Below are 20477 nucleotides of genomic sequence, written 5' to 3'. Positions count from 1 at the left end.
TTTATATTTTTTGCTAGGAGGAATTTAAATGGAAAGCAGCCTAGTAGAGTTATTAAAAGATGATATTGAAAAAGAAGAACCAGCTGTAAAAGACATAAAATTAGTTAGAATACAGTATTTTAAGAAAAGTGAAAAATTAAATGTAATAGTAAAAACTCCTAATGATATAAATGAAGCGTCTAAAAAAACCTTAAGAGACATAATAGGTAAAAAATTAAAATATTTTAAGGATATCAATGTTATATGTTATAAGGATGTTAGTGGAATTACTTTGAGAGAAATATGTAAAGATTATTGGGAAGATTTGTGTGCCGCAGTAATAATTTATATGCCTATTGCTAAACAATACTTAAATGATTGCAAGAGGGATGTAGAAGGAGATTTGTTAAATATTCAATCAGGAAATGAATTTATGTGTTTACTTCTCAAAAATAGAAAAATAGAAACCTTAATTCAAAATTGTATATTAGATATGTTTTCATTGCGCTGCAGAGTAAAAGTTCTATTTAATAGTAGTTTAGTTCAAAACAATTATGTAAAAGATAAAGAAAAAGAAGAGGAGAGTTTAATTAAAGAGGTTCTAAAAGAAATAAAAGAAGTAAGAAGCAGTAGTGGTGAGAAAAAAGAAAATAATAAAAATAATAATTCTAAATATAAATACAATGGCGAATATAGAAGGAATTCCACAGCTCCTGTAGATGAAAATGTAATAATAGGCAAGAAAATTAACGGTGAAGATATTGTTAAAATATCAGAACTTAATGAAACTTCTGGTTATGTTGCTTTTGAAGGAGATATATTTAAACTTAAAGTTACAGAGGCAAGAAATGGAAAAAAGATAGTTCTTTTCTATATTACAGATTATACTAGCTCTATTGCTGTAAAAATGTTTTTAAAGCCTAAAGAAGCTGAGACTGCACTTGAAGAGATTAAAGAAGGTCTACACTGTAAAGTCTTTGGAGAGGTAATATTTGATACTTATTATAAAGAAGTGTTAGTGATAGGAAGAAGTGTAAACAAGGCTCTTAAAATAAATAAAATGGATACCTGTGAAGAAAAAAGAGTTGAATTACATTTACACACTACAATGAGCTCCATGGATGGGATCTCATCTGCATCAAAATTAGTACAAAGAGCTGCGAAATGGGGTCATGAAGCTATTGCTATTACTGACCATGGAGTGGTTCAGGCTTATCCAGATGCTATGGATGCTTCCAAAAAGTACGGCATTAAAGTAATTTATGGAGTGGAAGCTTATCTAGTAGATGATGGTGTACCTATAGTTATAGGAGCTAAAGGTAGTGAAAATATAGATGATGAATTTGTAGTTTTTGATATTGAAACTACTGGATTTTCTAGCAATAACGATAAAATTATTGAAATAGGTGCTGTTAAAATAAAAAATGGTAAGCTTATAGATTCCTTTAATGAATTTGTAAATCCTCAGATAGATATACCATCCAAAATAGTAGAACTAACTGGAATAACCAATGGAGATGTTAAAAATGCTGAAACCATAGAAGTCATTTTACCAAAATTCATGGAGTTTATTGGAGATTCAACAGTGGTAGCCCACAATGCAGTTTTTGACACTAGCTTTATAAAGAAAAATTGTAATGACTTAAATATAAACTTTAATAATGCGGTAATGGATACAATTCCACTATGTAAGTACCTATTTCCAGAGCTAAAGAGATATAAATTAGGTACAGTAGCTAAACACTTAAATATTTCCTTAGAAAATCATCACAGAGCAGTGGATGATGCAAAAGCCACAGGTGATATATTATTGGAGTGCTTTAGGCTATTAAAAGATAAAGACATTTATTCATTGGAAAAATTAAATGACGAATATATAGGCAACTTCGATATAAAAAAGGCACCTACATATCACTTAATAATTTTAGCTAAAAATCAAACGGGAATTAAAAACCTGTATAAGTTAATATCCTTTTCACATTTAGAACATTTTCATAGAAGACCTAGAATGCCTAAGAGCTTAATTGAGCAGTACAAAGAAGGATTAATAATAGGTTCTGCATGTGAAGCGGGACAAATATATAAGGCTGTACTTCAAGGAAAATCCGATGCAGAATTAGAAGAGCTCATAAAGTTCTATGATTATTTAGAAATTCAGCCTGTAGGAAACAATATGTTTATGGTTAGAAATGGAACAGTGAAAAATACAGATGAATTAAAATCTATAAATGAAAAGATATATAATTTAGGCAAAAAATACAATAAACCAGTAGTAGCTACTTGTGATGTGCATTTTATGGATCCTAAGGATGAAGTTTTTAGAAGAATATTAATGGCAGGTCAAGGGTTTGATGATGCAGATGAACAGGCACCACTATATTTTAGAACTACGCAGGATATGCTAGAGGAATTTAATTATTTAGGTGAAGAAGTGGCTAAAGAGGTTGTCATTTATAATACTAAAAGAATTGCAAATGAAATAGAGAAGGTAAAACCTATACCAGACGAAACTTTTCCTCCTAAAATAGAGGGATCTGAAGAAGAGATAAGGCAAATGACTATTAAAAAGGCTCATGAAACATATGGAGAAACACTTCCAGATGTAGTTGAGGAAAGGCTACATAAGGAATTGAATTCAATAATTAACAACGGATATGCTGTTTTATATTTAATAGCCCAAAAACTTGTGGCTAAATCTTTAAGTGATGGATATTTAGTTGGTTCTAGAGGATCCGTAGGTTCCTCATTTGTTGCAACCATGTGTGGTATAACAGAAGTAAATGGTCTTCCACCCCACTATGTATGTCCTAAATGTAAATATAGTCATTTCTTTAGGGACGGAAGTGTAAGTTCTGGATTTGATTTACCAGACGAGATATGTCCTAAGTGTGGAGAAAAACTCATAAAAGATGGTCATGATATACCATTTGAAACATTTTTGGGCTTCAATGGAGATAAAGAACCGGATATAGATCTAAACTTTTCTGGAGATAATCAAGGAGATATTCATAAATACACTGAAGTACTGTTTGGTAAGGGACATACTTTTAAGGCAGGTACCATAGGTACTATAGCTGACAAAACTGCTTATGGATTTGTTAAAAAATATGTAACTGAAAGGAATATGCGAGTTCCTAATGCAGAGGTAGAAAGACTAACTCAAGGGTGTACTGGAATTAAAAGGACATCAGGGCAACATCCTGGTGGAATAATGGTTGTGCCGTCAGACAATGAAATATACAATTTTTGTCCTATACAGCACCCAGCAGATGATCCTAATTCAGATATAATAACCACTCACTTTGATTACCATTCTATAAGTGGTAGACTTTTGAAACTGGATATACTTGGTCACGATGATCCTACAGTACTTAGAATGCTTAAGGACTTAACAGGGATAGATCCAAGGACAGTACCTTTAGGAGATCCTAAAGTAATGAGTTTGTTTACCTCACCTGAGGCTCTTGGTTTAACAGAAGAAGAACTGGGATGTGAAGTTGGAAGTTATGGTTTACCTGAGTTTGGAACAAAGTTTGTAAGACAAATGCTTGTGGATACACAACCTAAAACATTTTCTGATTTAGTTAGAATATCGGGGTTATCCCATGGAACAGATGTATGGATAAATAACGCTCAGTATTATATAAAAGAGGGATATACTACATTAAAAGATTGTATAGCTACAAGAGACGATATTATGGTTTACTTATTACATAAAGGCTTACCACCAAAGGATGCCTTTACCATAATGGAGAAGGTAAGAAAGGGAAAGGGACTTATAGAAGAACATGAAAGTCTAATGAGAGAACATGATGTGCCAGATTGGTATATAGATTCTTGTAAAAAAATAAAATACATGTTTCCTAAAGGTCACGCAGTGGCTTATGTTATGATGGCTGTACGAATAGCATATTTTAAGGTATACTATCCTACTGCCTATTATGCCACATATTTTACAGTTAGAGCCGATGATTTTGATGCAGATTTAATAGTAAAAGGTGAAGATATAATAAAATTAAAAGTAGAGGAATTGAGCAAATTAGGAAATGATATGACTCAAAAGGATAAAGGACTTCTTACTATATTAGAAATTTCTTATGAAATGTATAAGAGAGGAATAAAATTTTTGAAAGTAGATTTATATAAATCACATGCTACAAGATTTTTAATTGAAGATGAAGGTATACGTCCTCCTATTAGTGCTTTAGCAGGAGTAGGTGAAAACGCAGCTAAAAATATAGTCTCCTGTAGAGAAGAAGGAGAATTTATTTCTAAGGAAGACCTAAGAATTAGGGCGAAAGTATCTAAAACTGTTATAGAAACCTTAGATAATCACGGTTGCCTTCAAGGAATGCCTGATACTAATCAATTATCACTATTTTAAATAATATTTACTCCTTTACTTGAAATGCACAAATTAGTATGCTAAAATAAAAATAGTGTAATTATTTATTATAATTTTTAAACGAAAGGAGTGGGCAATAAGCCCGCTCTTTCTATTTAATCAAAACGCAGCACTTGTTGCGTTTTAATAATATTTTATTTAAAAATAGATAAAATATTAATAAAGTAGATAAGGAGGTATGCCTAATGAATAATAGTGAATTAGTGACTAAACTGAATGAACTTGTAGAACCAATAGTATCAAAATGTGGATACCAATTATATCATATAGAATTCGTAAAAGAACAAGGTGAGAACTTTCTTAGGGTATATATAGACCATGAAGCTGGTATAGGACTAAATGATTGCGAAAAAGTCAGCAGACAAATTAGTGATATGTTGGATTTAGAAGACCCAATATCTGATAGTTATTATTTAGAAGTCTCATCACCAGGAATAGAAAGAGAACTATATAATGAGGAACATTTAAATAAATATATAGGGAATTCTATTACTATAAGACTAAGTAAACTATTTAATGGCAGCAAAAAAATTATTGGAGTTTTAAAGGATTTTAATGATTCCGAAATTACAATCACAAAGGAAGGGGAAGAAATTTCTATTCCTAGGGAAAAAATAAAGGCTATAAATTTAAATGGGGAGATTTAAGGAGGGTAAAAAGAAATGAACGAAGAATTTATAGAATCATTAAAAGAAATAGTTAAGGAAAAAGGAATAGAAGAAGAGTTAATCTTTTCAACAATAGAGGATGCATTGGTATTGGCTTACAAGAAGAATTATGGAAGTAATAATTCAAATGTTAGGGTCGAAATGAACAGAGTTACAGGAGATATACATGTGTATTCTCAAAGGGATGTAGCAGAAGAAATAGAGGATCCTGTATGTCAAATATCACTTGAGGAAGCAAAAGAAATAGATCCAAAATATCAATTAGGAGATATAGTAGAATTAGAAGTTACTCCTAAGAAATTTGGAAGAGTGGCAGCCCAATCAGCAAAACAAGTAGTTATACAAAGAATTAAAGAAGCAGAAAGAAATATAATATACAATGAATTTATAACTAAAGAATTTGATATAATGACTGGAACTGTCATAAGAAAAGATAGAGGAAATGTTTTTGTTAATCTAGGAAAGATTGAAGCTATATTAACTCCAAACGAACAAATTTCAGGTGAACAGTATAATTTTAATGAAAAATTAAAATTATACATAGTAGAAGTAAAAAATACAACTAAAGGAGCTCAAGTGGTAGTTTCTAGAACACATCCAGGACTTATCAAAAGATTATTTGAGCTAGAAGTTCCTGAAATTTATGATGGTACTGTTGAAATAAAAAGTATATCAAGAGAAGCAGGTTCAAGAACAAAAATAGCAGTGCACTCCAATGATGATAATATAGATGCCATGGGAGCTTGCGTAGGACCTAAGGGAATAAGAGTTCAAAACATAGTAAATGAACTTAATAATGAAAAAATCGACATAATAAAATGGAGCAAATTACCTGAAGAATATATATGCAACTCTTTAAGTCCAGCTAAAGTAATAAGCGTGGAAGTAAATGAACAGAACAAGTCTGCTAAGGTAGTAGTAAAAGATGACCAGCTTTCTCTTGCTATAGGTAAAGAAGGGCAAAATGTAAGGTTAGCTGCTAAATTAACTGGTTGGAAAATAGACATTAAAAGTCAGTCACAAGCAAAAGAGCAGCAGGAAACAAATGTAAACGAGGAGTAGGTGGTTACTTATGAAGGTAAAAAAAATACCACAAAGAATGTGCACAGGATGTATGGAAATGAAACCTAAAAAAGAATTAATAAGGATAGTAAAAAGTAATGAAGGTGAAATATCTGTAGATTTAACTGGTAAAAAACCAGGAAGAGGAGCATATATCTGCAAAAATGTTGCTTGCTTAGAAAAAGCCTTTAAAACAAAAAGATTAGAAAAAAATCTTAATTCTAAGATAGAAGAAGAAATTTATGATAAACTGAAGGAAGAGGTAGCTAATGATAAATAAATTTTTTCAGTTTTTAGGCATAGTTAAGAAATCTGGTAACTTAATTATAGGATATAATAAGTGCGAAGATGCTATAAAGAAATCTAAAGTATGTCTAATTATATTATCTAAGCAATGCTCAGATAATACGAAAAATAAGTTTAAAAATTATTGCACAAGATACAATGTGCCTTTAATAGAAGATGTCTCTAGTGTAGATCTGAGTATAGTCCTAGGAAGAGAAGGATTAAATGTACTTGGAATTGCAAACGAAAAAATGACTGAGAAATTGGTTTCTTTACACAAAGAATTTAATAATTAATAATACGGGGGTGAACATTTATGACAAAAGTTAGAATATATGAATTAGCAAAGGAACTAGGTGTTTCTAGCAAAGAATTAATTAGCGTTCTTTTCGAAGAGTTTGGAATAAAAGCTAAAAATCATATGAGCGTTATTGAATCGGAAGATGCTGATTTAATTAAAGAACTTTATGAAGAGAAAAATGATACGGAAGATGAAAAAGTTGTAAGTTCAGATGAAGGTAAAAAGGGAAAGAATTCTTCCAAGGGTGCAAAAAAAGCAAATAAGCCTCAATCTGAGAAAAATCAAACTAATGTAGTTAAAGAAGAATCAAGTGAGGAAGAAATAATAATTGAGATGGAAGAAACCATCACAGTTAAGGAGCTTTCAGATCAACTTAAAAAGCCTTATGCAGAAGTTATAAAACAATTAATGCTTCTAGGTGTCATGGCTTCAGTCAATCAAGAAATAGATGTAAATACTGCAGAGAAACTTGCAGAAAAATATAACGCATTAATTGCTAGAAAAGAAGAAGGAATTAATGAAGAAGAGCTAGAAGAAATAGAAATTGAAGAAGACGATGATGAAGGACAGGAAAAAAGGCCTCCGATAGTTACAGTAATGGGTCACGTAGACCACGGTAAGACGTCATTATTAGATGCCATAAGAAAAAGTAAGGTAACAACTACTGAAGCAGGAGGAATTACCCAACACATAGGTGCTTATACAGTTCAAATAAATGGTGAAAAAATTACTTTTTTAGATACACCAGGACATGAAGCATTTACTTCTATGAGAGCTAGAGGAGCACAAGTTACAGATATAGTAATATTAGTGGTAGCAGCAGATGATGGAATAATGCCTCAAACTAAAGAAGCTATAAGTCACTGTAAAGCAGCTAATGTTCCAATAATTGTAGCCATCAATAAAATGGATAAAGCTTCAGCAAATCCAGATAGAGTAAAACAGGAATTAACTGAATATGATCTTATCCCAGAAGACTGGGGTGGAAATACTATTTGTGTTCCTGTATCAGCTCATACTAAAGATGGTATAAATGAACTGTTAGAAATGGTAGTTTTAACGTCAGAAATGTTAGAATTAAAAGCAGATGCAAAAAGAAGTGGTAAAGGAACTGTTGTAGAAGCAAAATTAGATAAAGGAAGAGGTCCTGTAGCTACATTATTAGTTCAAAATGGTACTTTGGAAACAGGAGATTCTATAATAGTTGGTTCTACTTATGGAAGAATAAGAGCTATGTTTGATGATAAAGGTAAGAAAATAAAATCAGCTGGGCCATCTATACCAGTAGAAATATTAGGATTATCTGAAGTTCCTGAAGCAGGAGATAAATTCAATGTAGTTAAAGATGAAAAAACTGCTAGAATTATGGCTGAAAAGAGAAAAGAAAAATTAAGAGAACAAAGACTTCATTCTTCACATAAAGTTTCACTAGAAGATTTATATAATCAAATACAGGAGGGTACTGTTAGAGAACTGGATATAATAGTTAAAGCTGATGTTCAAGGTTCAGTTGAAGCAGTAAAACAGTCTTTTGAAAAATTATCTACGGAATCCGTAAAAGTTAGAGTAATACATGGTGGGGTAGGTGCTATAAATGAAACAGACGTTATATTGGCTACAGCATCTACAGCTATAATAATAGGATTTAATGTAAGACCAGATGCTAAAACTTCAGAACTAGCTGAAAAGGAAAATGTAGATATTAAAACATATAGAGTCATATATGATGCTATAGATGATATTAAGAAGGCAATGGTAGGTCTTTTAGAACCAGAATATAAAGAAGTGGTTTTAGGAACTGCAGAGGTTAGACAGACTTATAAAGTGTCAAATGTGGGAACTGTAGCAGGATGCTATGTTCAAAATGGAAAAATAACTAGAAACAGTAAATTAAGAGTTATAAGGGACGGTATTGTAATATTCGAGTCAGAGATTGCTTCTTTGAAGAGATTTAAGGATGATGTAAAAGAAGCAGCAACAGGATATGAATGTGGTATAATGGTAGAAAACTTCAATGATATTAAAGAAGGAGATTTACTAGAAGCTTATATAATTGAAGAGATTAAACCTCAAACCTTATAATGTCCCTTACTAAAAGGAGTGATATTAATGGGAAAATACAGAGGCGGAAGAATAAATGAGGAATTAAAAAGAGAAATTAGTTCCATAATTCAAAATGATATAAAAGACCCTAGAGTAAGCACTATGATAAGTGTTACGGATGTAAATGTTACTAAAGATTTACACTATGCTAAAGTATATGTAAGTATATTTGGAAAAGACTCTGAAAAAGAAGAAACACTACAAATATTAAAAAATTCTTCAGGTTTTATAAGAAGGGAAATAGGTAGAAGAGTTAATTTAAGACACACTCCTGAAATAATATTAGAGATGGACAATAGTATAGAACATGGAATGCATATAGACTCTCTTTTAGAAAAAATAAAGGAGAAGGGTCAAAATGATAATGAATGAAATACTGAAAAAAATTAGTGAAAGTGAAAATATAGTTATAACTTTTCATGAATCACCTGATGGTGATTCCATTGGAACTTCTTTAGCTCTTATGCAGGGACTAAAGAAGCTCCATAAACATGTGAAAATTATTTCTAAAGACTTTACTCCTAATTATCTTCAATTCTTACCTTATTCAGAAGAAATAGATGGTAAAAACAGGACAATACCGCAAAATACTGATTGTGTATTAGTGGTTGATTGTGGAGATGTTAAGAGGATAAATGTTGAGAATTTGCACTTAGAAAATAAAGGTTATACATTAGTGAATATAGATCATCATCTATCAAATGAGATGTATGGAGATTATAACTATGTAGACACTAAAGCTATAGCTGTAGCAGAAGTTATATATCAAATGCTAAAGAAAATGGATATATCTATAGATACGGACATGGCTACATGTCTTTATACTTCACTAATAACTGATAGTGGTTCTTTTAAACATTCAGGTACCACTTCACTTACTCATGCTATTGCTGGAGAACTTATTGATGTAGGTATAGATTTTAGTGAAATTCATAGAAAGGTTTTTGAAAATAAGCCTTTAAACAAAATTAAATTATATGGAAAAATCATTGAAAGCATAAGTGTTCTTTCACATGGTAAATTGTGCATAATGAAAGTAACAAAAAATATGTTAGATTCTATAGGTGTGGAAACTGATGACACAGGGGATGCTATATCCTTTGGTACTAGTATAGATACTGTTGAAGTTGTTGCACTTTTAAAGGAATGGAATAATGGTACTAAAATAAGCTTAAGATCTAAAAATAAAGTGGATGTTAGAAAAATAGCAGAGATTTATAATGGTGGTGGACATATAAGAGCTGCAGGGTTGTTTTTAGAATTACCTATAGATAAAGCAGAAGAAACTATTATAAAAGTAATAGAAAAAGAGTTGAGATAAATATGAATGGTGTATTAAATATATATAAACCTGAAGGTATTACTTCTTTTGATGTTGTAAAATCTATAAGAAAAATAACTGGTGAAAAGAAAGTTGGTCATGCAGGCACATTAGATCCTATGGCCTCTGGCATACTTCCAGTATGCATAGGTAAGGGAACAAAAATTATAGAGTATATAATGGAGAACCATAAAGTATACATAGCTAAATTAAAATTAGGTGTGACTACAGATACCTATGATAGAGAAGGAAAAATTATAGAGGAAGAAAGCATAGGCAACATAAGTGAGGAAAAAATAAGAAAGGTAATAAATTCTTTTGTAGGTGAAATAGAGCAGATACCACCTATGTACTCTGCATTAAAGGTTGGTGGCAGAAGACTTTATGAATTAGCACGTGAAGGTATAGAAATAGAAAGAAATGCTAGAAAAATAAATATTGATAGTATAGATATATTGGATATAGATGTACCTTATGTAAGATTTAAAGTTTCATGTTCTAAGGGAACTTATATAAGAAGTCTTTGCTATGATATAGGTAAATCCTTAAGTTTAGGAGCTACTATGTGGGAACTTGAAAGGGTAGAAAATGGACCATTTAAAAAGGAAAATTCTCAACCTCTTTCAAAAATAGATTCAAATAATGTAAAAGATTACTGTATTTCAATAGAAGAAGCTTTAAATAAGTACCCTAAACTAGTGCTAAAAGAAAATACAGCTACTTTATTGAGAAATGGTGTTCAAGTAAAAAATAAATATCTCATAGGAGATATTCCTTTAGACCAAATATATAGAATTTATGATGAAAAAACTTTTATGGGGATTGGAATTAGGACAATTGATGGTTTGAAAATGTGCAAATTATTGTCTTAACCTATATATGATAAAATAGAGGTAATTTTTATGATAGTTATGGAAGATAAATTTAAGGTTGTTTTACCATACAAAACATATGTAGCACTAGGTAATTTTGATGGTTTACATATAGGGCATATGGAATTAATAAATAAAACTATAAGCAGTGCTAAAAAAAATAATATTAAATCTATGGTTTATACCTTTAAAGAACACCCGTTAAGTATAATAAATAAGGATTTGACACCTAAAATTATAATTGATAACAATGCAAAAATTAATTGCCTTGATGAAATAGGTGTGGATTTGGTGAATTTTGTTCCATTTGATGAAGAGTGTATGAATATGGATCCCCAAAAATTTATAGAACTGCTTATAAATCACTATAACGTTAAGGGAATTACTGTAGGGTTCAATTTTAAATTTGGAAGAAAAAATTCTGGTAATACAAATATATTAAAGAAATTAAGCAGTGAAATGGGATTTGAATTAAACGTAATTGAACCTATTAAGGTAGATGAACATATAGTGAGCAGTACATATATAAGAGATTTAATATCTAATGGTGATGTAGAAAAAGCTAATAAACTGCTTTATACTAATTTGACTTTAACGGGTAAAGTAATGAAGGGTAAAAGATTGGGAAATAAAATGGGATTTCCTACTGCAAACATAAGGTTTAATGAAAATTTAATAGTTCCTAAAGTAGGAGTTTATTATACAAAAGTACAATATGAAAATGAATATTATAAAGGTATAACAAATGTGGGATATAGCCCCACTGTAGATGGTAAAAATTTTACTATTGAAACGCATATATTAGACTTTGAAGAAAATATATATGGAAAAGAAATAAAAATTAGTTTTATAAAAAGAATTAGAGATGAAGTTAAATTTAAAAATGTATATAAACTTATGGAACAATTGAACAAAGATAAAAAATTTGCTTATAAGCAGTGATTTAAATGAAAAAATTAGAAAAATTAATTTACAATATAAAATATATTTGTTATAATTACATAGTGAACCATAACCTATGAATAATGCCTTGCCGACGTTATTCATGGATTAGTGGGGATTAACAATTGGAGGTGTACAATAATGGATAAGGCTAAAAAATTAGAAATAATCGAAAAATTTGCTGCTCATGAAGGAGATACTGGTTCTCCAGAAGTGCAAATAGCATTATTAACTGAAAGAATCAACCACTTAAATGAACACTTAAAGTCTCATAAGAAAGACCATCACTCAAGAAGAGGTCTTTTAATGATGGTTGGTAAAAGAAAGGGCCTTTTAAGTTACTTAAAAGAGCGTGATATTGAAAGATATCGTAAGATTTTAGCAGAATTACATTTAAGAAAGTAAAATAGAGCGGTTTATCCGCTCTATTTATATAGTGAAAAATAAATTTCAATACATGGGATATAATATTATTAGTATTGAAGGGAGGTACATATTATGAATAATGTATGTGAAACAACAGTTGCAGGTAGAAAATTATCAGTAGAATTTGGTAAAATAGGTATGTTGTCTGATGCAGCAGTTTTGGTTAAATATGGCGATACGGCTATTTTAGTTAATGCAAATGCGTCAAGTAAGCCTAGAGAGGGAATTGACTTTCTGCCTTTCAGTGTAGAATATCAAGAGAGGCTTTATTCTGTTGGAAAAATACCTGGAGGATTTATTAAGAGAGAAGGTAAACCATCAGATAAGTCTATACTTACAGCTCGTGCTATAGATAGACCTCTTAGACCACTATTCCCAAAGGGATATAGAAATGATGTTCAAGTGGTTTGTACAGTTTTATCAGTGGAACAAGATAACTTACCAGAAATATTAGCTGCTAACAGTGCATCAATTGCTTTATGCCTATCTAGCATTCCTTATTCAGAACCTGTAGGAACCGTATCAGTAGGAATAGTAGATGACAAATTTGTAATAAACCCTACAGTGGAGGAAAGAGAAAAAAGCTCTTTAAATTTAACAGTTTCAGCTACAAGAAATAGGGTTATGATGATAGAAGCTGGTGGAGATGAAATATCAGAAAGTACTATGTATGATGCCATAATGTTTGGATTTGAAGAGTGTAGGAAGATAGCAGACTTCCAAGTGAAGTTAATGGAAGTAATGGGCAAAGAAAAGAAAGAGCCTATATGCTTTAAAGCTGATGAAAATGTAGAAAAAGAAGTTAGAGAATTTGCTTTTGCGATGGTAAAAGAAGCAATGTACATCACTAATAAAGATGAAAGAAATGAAAAATTAGACATAATCAAAGAAAAAATAAGTGATGAATTCAATGAAAAATATCCAGATAATTTAGTTGATATAGCAGATGTTGTATATAGAATGCAAAAAGAAGTAGTTAGAAACATGCTTTTAAATGAAAACAGAAGACCTGATGGCAGGGCATTTGATGAAATAAGACCTATCAGCTGTGAAGTAGGATTACTTCCTAGAACACATGGCACAGGATTATTTACAAGAGGAATGACTCAAGTTTTAACAGTAGCTACATTAGGTGCCTTAGGTGATGTTCAAATTATAGATGGTTTAGGTGCAGAAGAATCTAAAAGATATATGCATCATTATAATTTCCCATCTTACAGTGTAGGTGAAGTTGGTCCAATGAGGGGACCAGGAAGAAGAGAGATAGGGCACGGTGCTTTAGCTGAAAAAGCATTAGAGCCATTGATTCCATCAGAAGAAGAATTTCCTTATACTATAAGATTAGTTTCTGAGGTAGTAAGTTCTAATGGATCTACATCACAAGCTAGTGTTTGCGGAAGTACCCTAGCACTTTTAGATGCGGGAGTTCCAATAAAAAGACCAGCTGCAGGAATTGCAATGGGATTAATTACCAGCGAAGATTTATCTCATGAAGAAATTTTAACAGACATACAGGGAATGGAAGATTTCTTTGGAGATATGGATTTCAAGGTAGCAGGAACTGAAAAGGGTATAACAGCTATACAAGTAGATACAAAAATATCAGGACTTTCAAACAACTGTATTCAAAAGGCTATTGAAGATGCTAGAAAAGCAAGACTTTATATATTAGGTAAAATGAATGAGTGCATTCCATCACCAAGAGAAGAATTATCTAAGTATGCCCCTAGAGCATATACTATGACAATAAATCCAGAGAAAATAAGAGACGTAATTGGTAGAGGTGGAGAAAATATAAACAAAATCATAGGCGAAACAGGAGTAAAGATAGATATAAAAGAAGATGGAACCATATTTATACTTTCTAGTGATAAGGTAAGTGCTGATGCAGCCATCCAAATGATTGAAAACGTAACTAGGGAAGTAGTTATTGGAGAAATATATCTAGGAAAGGTAACAAAAACAACTAACTTTGGTGCTTTTGTTGAAATACTTCCAGGAAAAGAAGGATTAGTTCATATTTCTCAACTAGACTTTAAACATATAAACAAAGTTGAAGATATTGTATCTTTAGGAGATGAAATACTAGTAAAGGTTACGGAAATAGATAAACAAGGAAGAATAAATTTATCTAGAAAAGATGCTATAAAGGAATCTGAAAATAAAGAGGATTAAAAATAGAAGGGCATTAATGCCTTTTTATTTTTTTATTATATAGCATAGAAGGGTGAAATAAATGTATAAACTTATTAAATTACATAATGGGTTAAGAATAGTTCTAGAACATATTTCATACGTAAGTTCTGTAAGCGTTGGAGTGTTTATTGAAACAGGTTCAAGAAACGAACAAGAACAAACTAATGGAATTTCTCATTTTATAGAACACATGCTATTTAAGGGTACATATAAAAGGGATGGTAAAAAAATTGCTGAAACTATTGAAAATGTAGGTGGTCAAATTAATGCTTTTACTAGCAAAGAAATGACTTGCTTTTATACTAAAAGTTTAAATACTCATTTACATTTATGTTTAGACATATTATCAGATATGCTGCTAAATTCTAAGTTATCTGAAGAAGATATTGAAAAAGAGAAAAACGTAATATATGAAGAAATAAATATGAGTGAAGATTCACCAGAAGATGTTCTACTAGATTTACATAGCAAAGCTATTTGGGGTGATGATTCTTTATCTCTTCCTATATTAGGTACTAAGAAAAGTTTAAAGCGGTTTAACGGTGAAAAATTAAAAGAATATATGGAAAAATATTATATACCTGAGAATTCTGTAATATCAATATGTGGTAATTTTAATGTAGATACTATTGAAAGTTTAGTAGAAGAATATTTTGGGCATTGGAAGGTTAATGAAAGTAGGAAGATAATAACTAGTTACTCTACTCCATTAATTTTAAAAAGTAATCTTTATAAAAAGAAAAAAATTGAACAACTACATATAAGCTTAGGTATACCAGGGATAGAAATGGGTAACGATAAAATATATCCTTTACTAATATTGTGCAATATATTTGGCGGTGGAGCCTCTTCCATACTATTTCAAAAATTGAGAGAAGAAATGGGAATTTGCTACTCTGTGTATTGTGGCATGTCTTCTATGAAAAACACTGGAATTATAAACATATATGTGGGATTAAACCCCTCTGGAGCGGTAAAAGCAATAGAAGCTATAAAAGAAGAAATAGGGATTTTTATAGAAAAAGGAATAGACGAAAGACAACTCTATAATGCTAAGGAACAATTAAAAGGAAGCTATATACTGGGCTTAGAAAGTACTAGCAGCAGAATGTTTTCTAATGGCAAATCTGCTTTGTTCCAAAATAGAATTAAAACTCCTGAGGAAATTTTAAATAAAATAGATAAAATATCTATGGAACATATAAGTAATACTATGAATTCTACCTTTGAGGAAGGTATTGTAAACTCATCATTTGTAGGCAATACTTCTCATATAGATGAAATAATTAAGAATCTGTAATATTCCACTGGACCTTTTCATAGTATTTTTATGAAAGGAATTTTGGGAGGGATTTTTATGGAGGATAGCATACGATTATTTAGTTCAATGGATCATTTTGAAATAATAAATATAAATGATGGTGACAAGCATGGATATTTATGTGATAATGATATTGTAATTGATGAAAAAGGAGAATTTAAATGTTTAATTTTAAATGAACCTAAAAATAGATTCTCTTTTTTTAGTAACAACACTTTTAGTGAGGTGCCTTGGGAATATATAAAAAAAATAGGGTCTAAAACTATTATAATAGATATAGACGATAGGCTAATGAAAAAAACTGGTGTGTAGTTGGAGGATGAAAATGAAAATAATTGTTCAAAAATTTGGAGGTACTTCTGTATCAACACATGAAAAAAGATTATTAGTTATTGATAAGGTTATGCAGGCTAAAAGTTTAGGGTATAGTCCAGTGGTTGTTGTATCTGCTATGGGAAGAAAAGGCGAACCTTATGCTACAGATACATTATTATCTTTAATTGACAATGATTTTAAGATAAACAATCCTTTAGGGGCAGATTTACTTATGAGTTGTGGCGAAGTTATAAGTACTGTTGTCATGAGTTATGAATTTAATAAGAAAAACATTTTCTCTATACCATTAACTGGCGGTCAGGCAGGAATAATAACTGATGAAAAACATGGAAATGCAGAAGTACAAGAAACAAACATAGAAAACATAATGAATATATTACAAGAAGGAAAAATACCAATTATAGCAGGATTTCAAGGAAAAACAAGAGATGGATATGTAACTACTCTCGGAAGAGGTGCTAGCGATTTTACTGCTGCTATTCTTGGAGTTGCTTTAAAAGCTGAAAAAATAGAAATTTATAAGGATGTAGATGGAATTATGACCGCAGATCCAAGAGTGGTTTCAGACGCCACCTTAATAAAAGAGATAAGTTATAATGAAGTTTTTCAATTTGCGGATCAAGGAGCAAAAGTAATACATCCTAGGGCTGTAGATGTGGCTATGAAGGGAAATATTCCTTTAGTTATAAAAAATACTTTAAGTGATAGCGAAGGTACTGTGATAAATGTTTTTGGAAATTCAGACTCCAATAATATTATTACAGGAATTACATCTATGGATAACAGAATTCAAGTAAGAGTTAAATTTAATGAAGAAAAAGACTATAATAATATATTTGATATACTATCAAATAATTCTATAAGTATAGATCTTATAAACATATTCCCAAAGGAAACGGTATTTACTATAAATGAAGAAGACATGGGGAAATTTAATAGCTTAATGAAAAAGTTACATTTATCCTATTCAAGTATTAAAAATTGCAGCAAAATCTCTATTATAGGTTCTAGAATGAGAGGAATCCCTGGTGTCATGGCTAGAATATTAAAGGTTTTAACAAAAGAAAGTATAGAAGTACTTCAAACTGCAGATTCACATACTACTATTTGGTGTCTAGTGGAATCTAAAAACTGTAAAAATGCAATAAATGCTCTTCACAAAGAATTTAAATTAGGTTAATGTATATATATATCCTTTCTAACACAAAATAGGGTTGTTAGGAGGGATGCATACATGAATACTAATGAACAGCAGCTACAAAATCAAAAAGAAAACGTTAGGGAGAATATAAAAGAATTGGGAATATCAGATATGCCTGCACCTACTGACCCCATAAGAATTTTGCCTATAATAGGTCAAGTAGAAGGTCACATGATGTTACCACCTCAAACTAAAGCTACTAAATATGAGCATGTTATACCTCAATTAATAGATGCAGAAAGAGATGAGAATACAAAAGGATTATTGATAATATTAAATACTGTAGGCGGTGATGTAGAAGCAGGGCTTGCCATTGCTGAAATGATAAGAAGTCTTTCAAAACCTACAGTATCATTAGTCATAGGAGGAGGGCATTCCATAGGAGTTCCTCTAGCTACCTCAGCTCAATACTCTTTTATATCCCCTTCTGCTACTATGATAATACATCCTATAAGAATGAATGGACTAGTTATAGGAGTACCTCAAACTTTTGAGTATTTTCAAAAAATGCAAGAAAGAATATCAGAATTTATTGTAAGAACATCTAATATTAATAAAGAAACTCTAAAAAATATGATGTTAGCAACTGATGAACTTTTAAATGATATGGGAACCATATTAATAGGAGAGAAAGCTGTGGAATATGGTCTTATAGATGAGGTAGGTGGAATCAGTAAAGCGCTGACAAAACTAAATTCTATGATAAGTAGCTCCGAAAACCATAGGTAAATCCTATGGTTATATTTTATTTATATTTTAAATATAAGAGGATATTTGTAGGTTATGTAGAAATATTTTTTTGGAGGTGATTTTATTGGGAAAAAGAAGGAACTCGACTAAGAAAAGTGTAAATCGCCATAATGAAATAAAAGGACTAGGCTTAGTAACCTTTGGTTTGTTATCTATATTTAGTATATACATGACAAAATCTTCAGGGATTTTTGGTGAGTTTATAAAAAGTACATTTATCTTATTTTGCGGAATAGGAACTTATGTTTTGCCATTCTTAATTATATTTTTAGGAATAATGTATATATATAGTGGGGGTAAAATAAAAGTAAATAGTAAATTTTATGGAATAATTTTATTTTTTATTAATACTCTTCTTTTTGTTGGAATGTTAGCTATAGACAATTATTATTCAGTAGGTCACATGTTAGATGGAATAAAAAAAATATGGAATTCATCTAGTGCATTACATGGCGGAGTCATAGCTTACATAATAGATGTGCAGTTATACAGGCTCTTTGGTAAGATTGGAAGCTATATTATATTTTTATGTATATATATAATATCATCTATAATAATACTAAATTTATCCCTAGGTAATATTATTTATAATATTAAAGCTAATTTAAAAGAAATGAAAAAAAATAGTGATGAATGTAGTAATAAGGACATACGAGAAAGTGCTGCAGCAGAGTATACAGAGCCCAAACTTTTAAAGGATAAAAATGATAAAATAAAGATTATAGATTTCTTAAAAAATAGTTTTCAAGATGAAGAAAACAAAGATAATCATAAATCCACTCCACATGTAGAAGATTGTAATGAAAATATAAATGATCAGCTTTCGAGAGAAATACAAAAAAGTTCTTCTTTGTCAGAAGAGATAAATTATACATATCCTTCTACAGAACTTTTGAATATAAATGATTTATCTAAGATGAAAAAAGGAGATAAACGGGATTTAATAAATAGTGCCAATAAGTTAGAAGAAACTTTAAGCAGCTTTGGTGTAGAAGCAAAAGTCCTTCAAGTAACCAAAGGTCCTTCAGTAACTAGATATGAGCTTCAACCAGAAGCAGGAGTTAAAGTAAGTAAAATTGTGAATTTGTCAGATGATATAGCACTTAGTTTGGCCGCATCAGCAGTAAGAATCGAAGCACCTATACCTGGCAAATCAGCAGTAGGCATAGAAATACCAAATAAAGAATTAACTGCAGTTTATATAAGAGAAGTTATAGAAAGTGAAGAATTTATAAGTTCTAATAAATCTGTAACCTTCTGCTTGGGAAAAGATATATCCGGGAAATGTGTAGTAGCGGACTTAAGTAAAATGCCACATCTTCTAGTAGCTGGGGCCACAGGATCAGGCAAGAGTGTTTGTATAAATACTTTAATTATAAGTTTATTATACAAATATTCTCCAAAGGATGTAAAATTACTTTTAATTGATCCAAAAGTAGTTGAATTAAGTATATATAATGGAATTCCACACCTTTTAATACCAGTAGTAACTGATCCTAAAAAGTCTGCTGGAGCACTTAATTGGGCAGTAAATGAAATGACTAGAAGGTACAAACTTTTTGCAGATAATAGTGTTAGAAATATAGATGGATATAATGAGTTATATGCTAAGAAAACAGTAGAGGAAAAATTGCCTTTTATTGTTATAATAATAGATGAATTAGCTGATTTAATGATGGTATGTCCTGGAGAAGTTGAAGAATATATAGGTAGGTTAGCTCAAATGGCTAGAGCAGCAGGTATGCATTTAGTAATTGCCACTCAAAGGCCATCTGTGGATGTCATAACTGGAGTTATTAAAGCCAATATTCCATCTAGAATTTCTTTTGCAGTTTCAAGCCAAATAGACTCTAGAACCATACTAGATTCTTCAGGAGCAGAAAAACTTTTAGGAAAAGGTGATATGCTTTTTTATCCAGTGGGTGAATCTAAACCTATGAGAATACAAGGAGCATTTATCTCTGAAGAAGAGGTAGAAAACGTAGTTCAATTCATAAAAGATAAACATGAGGACATAGATTATAAAGAGGAAATAATAGAGCAAATTAATTCATCTGTAGCAAAAGAAAATAATGATGAGGATGAATTATTAGATACTGCTATAGATATAGTTATACAAGAAGGACAAGCATCAACATCACTATTGCAAAGAAAATTAAAAATAGGATATAATAGAGCTGCTAGGATAATAGAGCAATTAGAAGATAAAGGAGTAATTTCCGGAAGAAATGGAAGTAAACCCAGACAAGTATTATTAGATAAAGAAAATGAATAAGAAATTATTACCAAGGAAATAATTGTTAATAAGG

At 30.7% G+C, this 20477-nt stretch carries 17 protein-coding genes; all 17 read left to right on the top strand.

Annotated elements, in window-relative coordinates; translation table 11 throughout:
* Window positions 1–28: 28 nt before the first annotated feature.
* The 17 genes from CC89_RS07005 to CC89_RS06925 all read left to right on the top strand — a co-directional run bounded on the left by CC89_RS07005 (window position 29) and on the right by CC89_RS06925 (window position 20443).
* Window positions 29–4363 (top strand): PolC-type DNA polymerase III, encoded by a 4335-nt coding sequence (locus CC89_RS07005; RefSeq protein ID WP_035290625.1) that lies wholly within the window; start codon window positions 29–31, stop codon window positions 4361–4363.
* 206 nt (window positions 4364–4569) lie between these two features.
* Complete coding sequence (gene rimP / locus CC89_RS07000) at window positions 4570–5031, top strand: ribosome maturation factor RimP (RefSeq protein WP_035290623.1); 462 nt, start codon at window positions 4570–4572, stop codon at window positions 5029–5031.
* A gap of 15 nt (window positions 5032–5046) precedes the next feature.
* Window positions 5047–6114 (top strand): transcription termination factor NusA, encoded by a 1068-nt coding sequence (nusA, locus tag CC89_RS06995; RefSeq protein WP_035290621.1) that lies wholly within the window; start codon window positions 5047–5049, stop codon window positions 6112–6114.
* A 10-nt stretch (window positions 6115–6124) separates the two neighbouring features.
* Window positions 6125–6394 carry an RNase P modulator RnpM gene (rnpM, locus tag CC89_RS06990; RefSeq protein WP_035290619.1) on the top strand — a complete coding sequence of 90 codons (270 nt, stop codon included), beginning with the start codon at window positions 6125–6127 and terminating at the stop codon, window positions 6392–6394.
* Window positions 6384–6695, top strand: a complete 312-nt coding sequence (locus CC89_RS06985; RefSeq protein WP_035290617.1) for a ribosomal L7Ae/L30e/S12e/Gadd45 family protein — start codon at window positions 6384–6386, stop codon at window positions 6693–6695. Before rnpM ends, CC89_RS06985 begins: the two co-directional genes overlap by 11 nt.
* 20 nt (window positions 6696–6715) lie before the next feature.
* Window positions 6716–8782: a translation initiation factor IF-2 gene (gene infB, locus CC89_RS06980; RefSeq protein WP_035290615.1), complete on the top strand. Its 2067-nt coding sequence runs from the start codon at window positions 6716–6718 to the stop codon at window positions 8780–8782.
* Window positions 8783–8809: 27 nt separating this feature from the next.
* Entirely contained in the window at window positions 8810–9175 is a 366-nt protein-coding gene (gene rbfA / locus CC89_RS06975) for a 30S ribosome-binding factor RbfA (protein WP_035290613.1), read from the top strand.
* On the top strand, window positions 9162–10124 hold the full coding sequence (locus CC89_RS06970; protein ID WP_035290611.1) for a DHH family phosphoesterase: 963 nt from the start codon (window positions 9162–9164) through the stop codon (window positions 10122–10124). Before rbfA ends, CC89_RS06970 begins: the two co-directional genes overlap by 14 nt.
* Before the next feature lie 2 nt (window positions 10125–10126).
* Complete coding sequence (gene truB / locus CC89_RS06965; RefSeq protein WP_035290609.1) at window positions 10127–10996, top strand: tRNA pseudouridine(55) synthase TruB; 870 nt, start codon at window positions 10127–10129, stop codon at window positions 10994–10996.
* 30 nt (window positions 10997–11026) lie between these two features.
* The gene (locus CC89_RS06960) at window positions 11027–11938 is read left to right on the top strand and encodes a bifunctional riboflavin kinase/FAD synthetase (protein WP_035290607.1); all 912 of its coding nucleotides are present in this window, start codon (window positions 11027–11029) and stop codon (window positions 11936–11938) included.
* A 141-nt stretch (window positions 11939–12079) separates the two neighbouring features.
* Complete coding sequence (rpsO, locus tag CC89_RS06955; RefSeq protein WP_035290605.1) at window positions 12080–12343, top strand: 30S ribosomal protein S15; 264 nt, start codon at window positions 12080–12082, stop codon at window positions 12341–12343.
* A 93-nt stretch (window positions 12344–12436) separates the two neighbouring features.
* Window positions 12437–14539 (top strand): polyribonucleotide nucleotidyltransferase, encoded by a 2103-nt coding sequence (locus tag CC89_RS06950; RefSeq protein ID WP_035290603.1) that lies wholly within the window; start codon window positions 12437–12439, stop codon window positions 14537–14539.
* 61 nt (window positions 14540–14600) lie between these two features.
* Complete coding sequence (locus CC89_RS06945; protein WP_035290601.1) at window positions 14601–15860, top strand: M16 family metallopeptidase; 1260 nt, start codon at window positions 14601–14603, stop codon at window positions 15858–15860.
* Between the two features lie 57 nt (window positions 15861–15917).
* The gene (locus tag CC89_RS06940) at window positions 15918–16193 is read left to right on the top strand and encodes a YlmC/YmxH family sporulation protein (RefSeq protein ID WP_035290599.1); all 276 of its coding nucleotides are present in this window, start codon (window positions 15918–15920) and stop codon (window positions 16191–16193) included.
* 13 nt (window positions 16194–16206) lie between these two features.
* Window positions 16207–17397, top strand: coding sequence for an aspartate kinase (gene dapG, locus CC89_RS06935; protein WP_035290598.1), 1191 nt, complete (start codon window positions 16207–16209; stop codon window positions 17395–17397).
* 54 nt (window positions 17398–17451) lie between these two features.
* A complete protein-coding gene (locus CC89_RS06930; protein ID WP_035290597.1) occupies window positions 17452–18147 on the top strand; it encodes a ClpP family protease in 696 nt (231 codons plus the stop codon).
* Window positions 18148–18232: 85 nt separating this feature from the next.
* The gene (locus tag CC89_RS06925) at window positions 18233–20443 is read left to right on the top strand and encodes an FtsK/SpoIIIE family DNA translocase (protein ID WP_051931577.1); all 2211 of its coding nucleotides are present in this window, start codon (window positions 18233–18235) and stop codon (window positions 20441–20443) included.
* The last annotated feature ends 34 nt before the right edge of the window (window positions 20444–20477 follow it).

The organism is Clostridium sp. KNHs214 (assembly GCF_000744935.1).
In the GTDB taxonomy this organism is placed as follows: domain Bacteria; phylum Bacillota; class Clostridia; order Clostridiales; family Clostridiaceae; genus Haloimpatiens.
The sequence above is the reverse complement of the archived record's forward strand: the minus strand, read 5'-3'. Positions and strand labels throughout refer to the sequence as shown.

What these genes read in the sequence shown, in the direction of transcription:
- CC89_RS07005 (WP_035290625.1), top strand. Translation starts at nt 29, where the DNA reads ATGGAAAGCAGCCTAGTAGAGTTATTAAAAGATGATATTGAAAAAGAA.
- rimP (WP_035290623.1), top strand. Translation starts at nt 4,570, where the DNA reads ATGAATAATAGTGAATTAGTGACTAAACTGAATGAACTTGTAGAACCA.
- nusA (WP_035290621.1), top strand. Translation starts at nt 5,047, where the DNA reads ATGAACGAAGAATTTATAGAATCATTAAAAGAAATAGTTAAGGAAAAA.
- rnpM (WP_035290619.1), top strand. Translation starts at nt 6,125, where the DNA reads ATGAAGGTAAAAAAAATACCACAAAGAATGTGCACAGGATGTATGGAA.
- CC89_RS06985 (WP_035290617.1), top strand. Translation starts at nt 6,384, where the DNA reads ATGATAAATAAATTTTTTCAGTTTTTAGGCATAGTTAAGAAATCTGGT.
- infB (WP_035290615.1), top strand. Translation starts at nt 6,716, where the DNA reads ATGACAAAAGTTAGAATATATGAATTAGCAAAGGAACTAGGTGTTTCT.
- rbfA (WP_035290613.1), top strand. Translation starts at nt 8,810, where the DNA reads ATGGGAAAATACAGAGGCGGAAGAATAAATGAGGAATTAAAAAGAGAA.
- CC89_RS06970 (WP_035290611.1), top strand. Translation starts at nt 9,162, where the DNA reads ATGATAATGAATGAAATACTGAAAAAAATTAGTGAAAGTGAAAATATA.
- truB (WP_035290609.1), top strand. Translation starts at nt 10,127, where the DNA reads ATGAATGGTGTATTAAATATATATAAACCTGAAGGTATTACTTCTTTT.
- CC89_RS06960 (WP_035290607.1), top strand. Translation starts at nt 11,027, where the DNA reads ATGATAGTTATGGAAGATAAATTTAAGGTTGTTTTACCATACAAAACA.
- rpsO (WP_035290605.1), top strand. Translation starts at nt 12,080, where the DNA reads ATGGATAAGGCTAAAAAATTAGAAATAATCGAAAAATTTGCTGCTCAT.
- CC89_RS06950 (WP_035290603.1), top strand. Translation starts at nt 12,437, where the DNA reads ATGAATAATGTATGTGAAACAACAGTTGCAGGTAGAAAATTATCAGTA.
- CC89_RS06945 (WP_035290601.1), top strand. Translation starts at nt 14,601, where the DNA reads ATGTATAAACTTATTAAATTACATAATGGGTTAAGAATAGTTCTAGAA.
- CC89_RS06940 (WP_035290599.1), top strand. Translation starts at nt 15,918, where the DNA reads ATGGAGGATAGCATACGATTATTTAGTTCAATGGATCATTTTGAAATA.
- dapG (WP_035290598.1), top strand. Translation starts at nt 16,207, where the DNA reads ATGAAAATAATTGTTCAAAAATTTGGAGGTACTTCTGTATCAACACAT.
- CC89_RS06930 (WP_035290597.1), top strand. Translation starts at nt 17,452, where the DNA reads ATGAATACTAATGAACAGCAGCTACAAAATCAAAAAGAAAACGTTAGG.